Annotated in this window: 7 protein-coding genes; 2 read left to right on the top strand and 5 right to left on the bottom strand. The window is 70.5% G+C overall.

The window, feature by feature from the left end; translation table 11 throughout:
* Positions 1-231 precede the first annotated feature (231 nt).
* Positions 232-1,275, bottom strand: a complete 1,044-nt coding sequence (locus tag K4G64_RS23865) for a 3-isopropylmalate dehydrogenase (protein ID WP_221758062.1) — start codon at positions 1,273-1,275, stop codon at positions 232-234.
* Between the two features lie 154 nt (positions 1,276-1,429).
* On the opposite strand from K4G64_RS23865, the gene K4G64_RS23870 reads away from it, so the two are divergent.
* Complete coding sequence (locus K4G64_RS23870; RefSeq protein ID WP_221758063.1) at positions 1,430-3,010, top strand: metallophosphoesterase family protein; 1,581 nt, start codon at positions 1,430-1,432, stop codon at positions 3,008-3,010.
* 53 nt (positions 3,011-3,063) lie between these two features.
* On the opposite strand, the gene K4G64_RS40430 is transcribed toward K4G64_RS23870, so the two are convergent.
* The 4 genes from K4G64_RS40430 to K4G64_RS23885 all read right to left on the bottom strand — a co-directional run bounded on the left by K4G64_RS40430 (position 3,064) and on the right by K4G64_RS23885 (position 6,674).
* Positions 3,064-3,195 carry a hypothetical protein gene (locus K4G64_RS40430; RefSeq protein WP_104781486.1) on the bottom strand — a complete coding sequence of 44 codons (132 nt, stop codon included), beginning with the start codon at positions 3,193-3,195 and terminating at the stop codon, positions 3,064-3,066.
* 248 nt (positions 3,196-3,443) lie between these two features.
* Positions 3,444-3,986, bottom strand: a complete 543-nt coding sequence (locus K4G64_RS23875) for a GNAT family N-acetyltransferase (protein ID WP_221758064.1) — start codon at positions 3,984-3,986, stop codon at positions 3,444-3,446.
* Between the two features lie 75 nt (positions 3,987-4,061).
* A complete protein-coding gene (gene pruA, locus K4G64_RS23880) occupies positions 4,062-5,693 on the bottom strand; it encodes an L-glutamate gamma-semialdehyde dehydrogenase (RefSeq protein ID WP_221758065.1) in 1,632 nt (543 codons plus the stop codon).
* A 54-nt stretch (positions 5,694-5,747) separates the two neighbouring features.
* Positions 5,748-6,674, bottom strand: a complete 927-nt coding sequence (locus K4G64_RS23885) for a proline dehydrogenase family protein (RefSeq protein WP_221758066.1) — start codon at positions 6,672-6,674, stop codon at positions 5,748-5,750.
* A 152-nt stretch (positions 6,675-6,826) separates the two neighbouring features.
* Between K4G64_RS23885 and K4G64_RS23890 the strand changes: the two genes are divergently transcribed.
* On the top strand, positions 6,827-7,833 hold a 1,007-nt coding region (locus tag K4G64_RS23890), incomplete at its 3' end, for a PucR family transcriptional regulator (protein ID WP_260460878.1).

Here is a 7,833-nt window from a genome sequence, read left to right on the forward strand (position 1 = left end):
CTTCACCGGTTGTAGTGACGGGCCGCGCTCGGTACTGCTCTGATGGTGACCAGTGCTAGGACGTCCGAGCATTCCCTCATTCCGCGGCCTCGCGTTCGATTATCGCCCGGGGGCGGCGGCGGAAGGAACGGGGTGATTGCGGCACGGTGGTCGATGGTTGCACCCGGCGGGAACATGCGGAAGCCGCCGGGCGCTGATGCGACCCGGCGGCTTGCGGTGTGCAGCGGCGGGTCAGCCGGCTACGCGTACGGCGAGCGCGTCGCCGATCTCCGAGGTGGAGCGGGCGGGCTTGCCGGTGCGCTCGCCGAGGTCGGCCGCGACCGCCTCGTCGATGCGGGCGGCCTCGGCCTCGTAGCCGAGGTGGCGCAGGAGCAGCGCGACGGACAGCACGGTGGCGGTCGGGTCGGCCTTGCCCTGACCTGCGATGTCCGGGGCCGAGCCGTGCACGGGCTCGAACATCGAGGGGAAGTCGCCGGAGGGGTTGATGTTCCCGCTCGCGGCGACGCCGATGCCGCCGGAGACGGCCGCGGCGAGGTCGGTGACGATGTCGCCGAAGAGGTTGTCGGTGACGATCACGTCGAAGCGCTCGGGCTGCGTGACGAGGTAGATCGTCGCCGCGTCCACGTGCATGTACTCGGTGGTGACCTCGGGGAACTCCTCGGCCACCTTGTTGAAGATGTTGGTCCACAGGTGACCGGCGAAGGTCAGCACGTTGTTCTTGTGGATCAGCGCGAGCTTCTTGCGGGGCCGGGCCTGGGCCCGGGCGAAGGCGTCGCGCACCACGCGCTCCACACCGAAGGCCGTGTTCACGGAGACCTCGGTGGCGACCTCGTGCTCGGTGCCCTTGCGGATCGTGCCGCCGTTGCCGGTGTACGGGCCCTCGGTGCCCTCGCGGACCACGACGAAGTCGATCTGCGGCTCACCGGCGAGCGGGGTGGCGACACCCGGGAGGAGCTTCGACGGACGCAGGTTGACGTGGTGGTCGAAGGCGAAGCGGAGCTTGAGCAGGAAGCCGCGCTCCAGGACGCCGGACGGCACGGACGGGTCACCGATCGCGCCGAGCAGGATGGCGTCGTGCCGCTTCAGGGCGTCGAGGTCGGCGTCGGTGAGGGTCTCACCGGTGGCGTGGTAGCGCCGGGCGCCGAAGTCGTACTCCTCGGTCTCCAGCTTCACATCCTGCGGAAGGACGGCGGAGAGGACCTTCAGGCCTTCGGCCACGACCTCCTGGCCGATGCCGTCACCGGGAATCACTGCGAGATTGAGGCTGCGAGACATGCGGGCACCCTACTCCTCGTCCCATGGGATGACACACACTGTCCGTGATGCGGACAGGCGGGACGCACCCGACCGGGGGACGGTACGCGTCCGTCGGGTGCCGTTCACCCGTATGTGGTGCGGCGGTTGGCCTCTGCTGGGACATTCACTGGACATGGAGATCCCCCACTTCGGCATCCCGCCCGAGCTCGCCGCCCGGATGAGCATGGCGGAGCAGCACGAGTACCTGCGGACCCGGCTGTCGCGGCGGCGCACGCTGGTGACGGCGGGCGCGGTGGCGAGCGGGCTGCTGACCGGCTGCTCCGGTTCCGCCTCCCGCCCCGGGCAGGCCGGCGCCACGGCGACCGGCAGCCCGTCGCCGAGCACGTCGAAGGCGCCCGGCTCCCTCGTGACCCCCTTCGGCCGCCATCTCGCCTTCGGCGCCGACCCGAAGACCCAGATGCGGATCTCCTGGCAGGTGCCGCTCGCGGTGAAGAAGCCGTACGTCCGGGTGGGCCTGCGCCCCGACGACCTCGGCCGCAAGATCGAGGCGGAGCTGCGCGACCTGCACACCCCGGGGCTGAAGGGCATCCGGCCGGCGGTCGAGCAGTACTACCTGCACGCCGCGTTGGACGGCCTGCGTCCGGACACGACGTACTACTACGGCGTCGGCCACGAGGGCTTCGACCCGGCCTCCCCGCGGCACCGGTCGACCGTCACGTCCTTCCGCACGGCACCGGCCAGAGCGCCCGAGCGTTTCGTGTTCACCGCGTTCGGCGACCAGGGCGTCGGCGACGAGGCGGCCCTCAACGACCGTACGCTGCTGCGCCGAAAGCCCGCCTTCCATCTGCACGCCGGCGACATCTGCTACGCCGATCCGACCGGCAAGGGCAAGGAGTCGGACGTCTTCGACGCGAGCCAGTGGGACCGGTTCCTGAAGCAGACCGAGCCGGTGGCCCGGTCGGTGCCGTGGATGGTGACGACCGGCAACCACGACATGGAGGCCTGGTACTCACCCGACGGCTACGGCGGCCAGCTCGCCCGGTTCTCCCTGCCGGACAGCGGCTTCGACGCGCGTACGGCACCGGGCGTGTACGCCTTCACGTACGGCAACGTGGGCGTGGTCGCGCTGGACGCGAACGACGTGTCGTACGAGATCCCCGCCAACTTCGGCTACACGGAGGGGCGGCAGACGAAGTGGCTGGACTCCAAGCTCGGCGAACTGCGGTCCTCGAAGGACGTCGACTTCATCGTCGTCTTCTTCCACCACTGCGCGTACTCGACGTCCACGCACGCCTCGGACGGCGGGGTGCGCGCCGAGTGGCTGCCGCTGTTCACCCGGCACGAGGTGGACCTGGTGATCAACGGGCACAACCACGTCTACGAGCGGACGGACGCCATCCGGGGCGGCGAGCTGGGCCGGCCGGTGCCGGTCGGGGGGACGACGGATCCGCGGCGGGACGGGATCGTGTACGTCACCGCGGGCGGGGGCGGCAAGGAGCTGTACGGCTTCCCGGACGGCGTGAAGGAGAGCTACGAGGGGAACACCGCCGAGCACGAGCCGGTCACCACGTTCCGGTGGACCAAGTCCCGGGACATGAAGGCGGAGTCGGCGCTGTGGTCACGGGTGCGCTACCGCGGTTTCTCGTTCCTCTCGGTGGAGGCGGTGAGCGGCGCCAGGCCGAAGCTGAAGGTGTCGGCACTGGCGTCGAGCGGTGAACGGATCGACCACTTCGAGGTGCGGCGCGGGGCGTGAGACCCCGAGCCGCGCCTCGTCGGGCGGCTCCCGGTCCTGGTGCGGTGCGCGGCTCAATGACCGCTGGATCCACCGTTGTCCCTGCGGTCGAGGGCGCGCTGGAGCGCGGCGGCGGCGTTCTTCCGATCGGACTCGGTCGTACGGGAGACGTGACGGACTCGGCGGCGGACGGTCGTCTCGGCCATGGGGAATCGACTCCTTCGACAGCACGGAGTGCACAGGGAGGGTTACGAGACGCCGGAAGGGGCGGGGAGCGGTGCCGCAGGGGTTGCCTGCACGGGGCCCGGCTCACGACCGCCATTCGCTTGATCGAGCGAGACGTTCGGCTCCTACAAAGCTAAGGGAGCACGGAGCGTCTGTCTCCACAATTACTCGGACTTCCTACTATCTGAGACGGCGGACCGGATCACACCGCGCTGACCTGCGGTGATTTCTAGAGCACGTCACCGTCGCGCCAGTCGAAGACCAGCTCGTGCGCGGGGTCGAGGGAGCCGGCCAGGGCGGTGCGGACGTAGGTGCTGCCCTCCTCCTCCGGCAGCCGGACGATGCCGTCCCGCGGGCTGAGGGCGTGTACCCGACCGGTCCAGGGCTTCCAGCCTCGGGCGGTGTAGAGCAGGGCCCCGTCGTCGCTCGCGGACAGGGCGCCGAGGTCGTAGGCGCGGTCGACGACACGCTCCAGCTCCGCCATGACCCGCCCGCCGAGGCCGCCACGGCGGGCGTCGGCGCGCACGGCGACGTTCTCGACGTACCCGGCCCGCAGCCACCGCCCGTCGTGCCGCACCCGCCGCATCACGACCGCCCCGTGCGCGGCGAGCCCGGAGTCGTCGTGCACGAGGGCATGCATGCCGCCGAGACCGTGGTCCCAGTCCTCGTCACCGAAGTCCCCTTCGAACGCGGCGTCCAGCAGGCCGCGTACGGCGTCGAGTTCGGCGGGGGTCAGATCGGCGGTGTGGGTGGTGCGCGTTCGGATGCTCATCGGCCCAGTCTTTCCGCCGGACATGCCGACGGGCCAGGTCTTTTCGACCTGGCCCGTCGGTTCGACCGGGGGGTGTCAGCCCATGTGCGGGTACGTGTAGTCGGTCGGCGGGACCAGCGTCTCCTTGATGGCGCGGGTCAGGGTCCAGCGCATCAGGTTCTGCGGGGCGCCGGCCTTGTCGTTGGTGCCGGAGGCGCGGCCGCCGCCGAAGGGCTGCTGGCCGACGACGGCACCGGTCGACTTGTCGTTGATGTAGAAGTTGCCGGCCGCGTAGCGGAGCTTGTCGGCCGTGTAGGCCGCCGCCGCGCGGTCGTTCGCGATGACCGAGCCGGTCAGGGCGTAGTCGGAGACGGACTCCATCTGGGTCAGCATCTCGTCGTACTTGTCGTCCTCGTAGACGTGCACGGCGATGATCGGGCCGAAGTACTCGGTGCGGAAGACCTCGTTCTCCGGGTCGGTGCACTCGATGACGGTCGGGCGGACGAACCAGCCCTCGGAGTCGTCGTAGGTGCCGCCCGCGACGATCGTGCAGGTGGGGTCCTCCTTGGCGCGGTCGATGGCGGCCTTGTTCTTGGCGAAGGCACGCTCGTCGATGACGGCGCCGATGAAGTTCGACAGGTCGGTGACATCACCCATCTTGATGCCGTCGACCTCGGCGGCCAGCTCCTCCTTGAAACCGGAGTTCCAGATCGAGGCGGGGATGTACGCCCGGGAGGTGGCGCTGCACTTCTGGCCCTGGAACTCGAAGGCGCCGCGGGTGAACGCCGTCTTCAGGATCGCCGGGTCGGCCGACGGGTGGGCGACGAGGAAGTCCTTGCCGCCGGTCTCGCCGACGAGACGCGGGTAGGTGCGGTACTTCTCGATGTTGTTGCCGACCGTCTTCCACAGGTACTGGAAGGTGGGGGTCGAGCCGGTGAAGTGGATGCCGGCGAGGTCGCGGTGCTCCAGGGCGACCTTGGAGACCTCGATGCCGTCACCGGTGACGAGGTTGATGACGCCCTTGGGCAGACCGGCCTCCTCCAGCAGCTGCATCAGCAGTACGGCGGCGTGGGTCTGCGTCGGGGACGGCTTCCAGACGACGACGTTGCCCATCAGGGCGGGGGCCGTCGGGAGGTTGCCCGCGATGGCGGTGAAGTTGAAGGGCGTGATCGCGTAGACGAAGCCCTCCAGCGGGCGGTGGTCCAGACGGTTCCACACGCCGGGCGAGTTCGCCGGGGGCTGCTCGGCGAGCAGCTTGCGGGCGTAGGAGACGTTGAACCGCCAGAAGTCGATCAGCTCGCAGGGCGTGTCGATCTCGGCCTGCTGGGCGGTCTTGGACTGGCCGAGCATGGTGGAGGCGGCGAGCGTCTCGCGCCAGGGGCCGGACAGCAGCTCGGCGGCGCGCAGGATGATCGCCGCGCGGTCGTCGAAGGACATCGCACGCCAGGCGGGCGCGGCGGCCAGGGCCGCGTCGATGGCGTCCTGGGCGTCCGCCTGCGTGGCGTTGCGGTAGGTGCCGAGCACGGCCTTGTGGTTGTGCGGCTGGACGACCTGGAAGGCCTCGCCGCCGCCCATCCGCTTCTCGCCGCCGATGGTGCAGGGCAGGTCGACGGGGTTGTCGGCCAGCTCCTTCAGCTTGGCCTCCAGGCGGGCCCGCTCGGGCGAGCCGGGGGCGTAGCCGTGCACCGGCTCGTTGACGGGGGTGGGGACCTGGGTCACAGCGTCCATGTTTTCCGTAACTCCTTACTGAGCGGTGATTCGGTCTCGGCCCTCGAAGGGCTGTCAGCCCTTGGTGAGCATCGAACGGGCGAAGAAGCGCAGGTTGGCCGGCTTCTCCGCGAGACGGCGCATGAAGTAGCCGTACCAGTCGGTGCCGTACGCGGTGTACACGCGCATCCGGTGGCCCTCGGCGGCCAGCCGCAGGTGCTCGTCGGTGCGGATGCCGTACAGCATCTGGAACTCGTACTCGTCGAGCTTGCGCCCGGCCTGGTGGGCGAGCTCCTGGCCGATCGCGATCAGGCGCGGGTCGTGGGACCCGATCATCGGGTACCCCTCCCCTTGCATCAACGTCCGCAGAATACGGACGTATGCCCGGTCGATCTCGTGTTTGTCCTGGTACGCGACCGAGGCGGGCTCCTTGTACGCGCCCTTGACCAGACGGACCCGGCTGCCGCTCCCCGCGAGGCGGCGGGCGTCCGCCTCGGTGCGGAACAGGTAGGCCTGGATGACACAGCCGGTCTGCGGGAAGTCCTTCCGCAGCTCCTCGTGGATGGCGAACATCGAGTCGAGGGTGGTGTGGTCCTCGGCGTCGAGCGTGACCGTGGTGCCGATCTCGGCGGCGGCCTCGACGACCGGGCGGACGTTGCTCAGGGCCAGCTCGTGGCCGCCCTCCAGCGCCTGACCGAACATCGACAGCTTCACCGACATCTCGGCGCGGGTGCCGAGCTCCAGCGGCTTGAGGCGGTCGACGAGCTCCAGGTAGGCGTCCCGGGCGGCGGCGGCCTGCGCGGGGCTGGTGATGTCCTCGCCGACGACGTCCATCGTCAGTTCGAGGCCGTGACCGGCGAGCTCCCGGACGACGGGGACGATGTCGTCGACGTCCTCGCCCGGGATGAAGCGGTCGACGACCTGCTTGGTCACCGGTGCCGCCGAGATCAGGCGTCGCATCCGGTCGCTGCGGGACGCGGCGAGAATCACGGGACCCAGCACGGGGCACCTCCAGAGCACAAGCAACGTGAAGGCCGGACCCCTCGCGGATGGCGCGTCGGGTACGGCACGGAGAACCACCGTGAAACCTAAGGATCCCTCCGATCGTGGGCCATCGACAGCTGTCACGCATCCGTGCGGCAGATCTCAGACAGATGTATGAAGGGCTCCGCGAAGTGCGCGACAATGCCCGGGTGACGTCGGAACACAGGGGTGACTACGAGGAGCTGGTCGACGAGATCTCGGAGCTGCTCGGCGCGCCCGCGACCCTGGAGAACCGGGACTTCGAGCTGATCGCCTTCGGCGCCTACGACAGTGAGGGCGACCTCGATCCGTCGGCCCTGGACCCGGTGCGCACCCGCTCGATCCTCACCCGCCGCTCGACGGCGGCGGTGCGGGCGTGGTTCGAGGGCTTCGGCATCACCCGGGCGACGGGACCGGTCCGCATCCCCCCGACACCGGAGGCCGGGGTCTACCGGGGCCGGATCTGTCTCCCCGTCCGTCACCGGGGCGTGGTGCACGGCTACGTCTGGCTCCTGGACGACGAGCCCGGCCCGAGCGAACGCCAGCTCACCGCCGCCATGGGGGTCACGGCCCGCATCGGCGCCCTGCTCGCGGACGAAGCGCAGCACGGCGCCGACCTCAGCCGCGAACTGAGGGCGGTCCTCACCGCCGAGCGCGGCTGGCAGAGCGACATGGCCGTCGCCGAGCTCCGTACCGCCCTCGGCCCCCGCGCCGACGGCCTCCACGCCCTGATGTGCCTCGCCCCCTGGCCCTCGGCCGACCCGGACGACGCCCCGTCGGTCCGCGCGGTTCCCGGCGCGACGGCCCTGTGCACGCTTCCGTGGGGCGCGACGGCCCAGTGCCTGGCGCTCCTGATCCGGCTGCGTTCCCCGGACGTCCTCACTCCGGCGACGACGGCGGCGGGGCGGTTGCTGGAGCGGGCGCGAGGTGGAAGCGGCACGGGGAGCGCGGCCGCGCGGGGGGCGGGCGGAAGCGGCACCGGTGGCATGGAGGGAGCCTCCACTGGCACGACGGGTGCGACAGGCACGGCCGGCAGAGCGAGCACGGCGAGCGGAACAGGCAAGGCAAGCGGAACAGGCACCGCAAGCAGAGCGAGCACGGCGAGCGGCACAGGCGCAGCCGGCTCCGGCGCCGGTGC

Source organism: Streptomyces sp. WAC04114, from assembly GCF_019733245.1.
GTDB classification, from domain to species: domain Bacteria; phylum Actinomycetota; class Actinomycetes; order Streptomycetales; family Streptomycetaceae; genus Streptomyces; species Streptomyces massasporeus_A.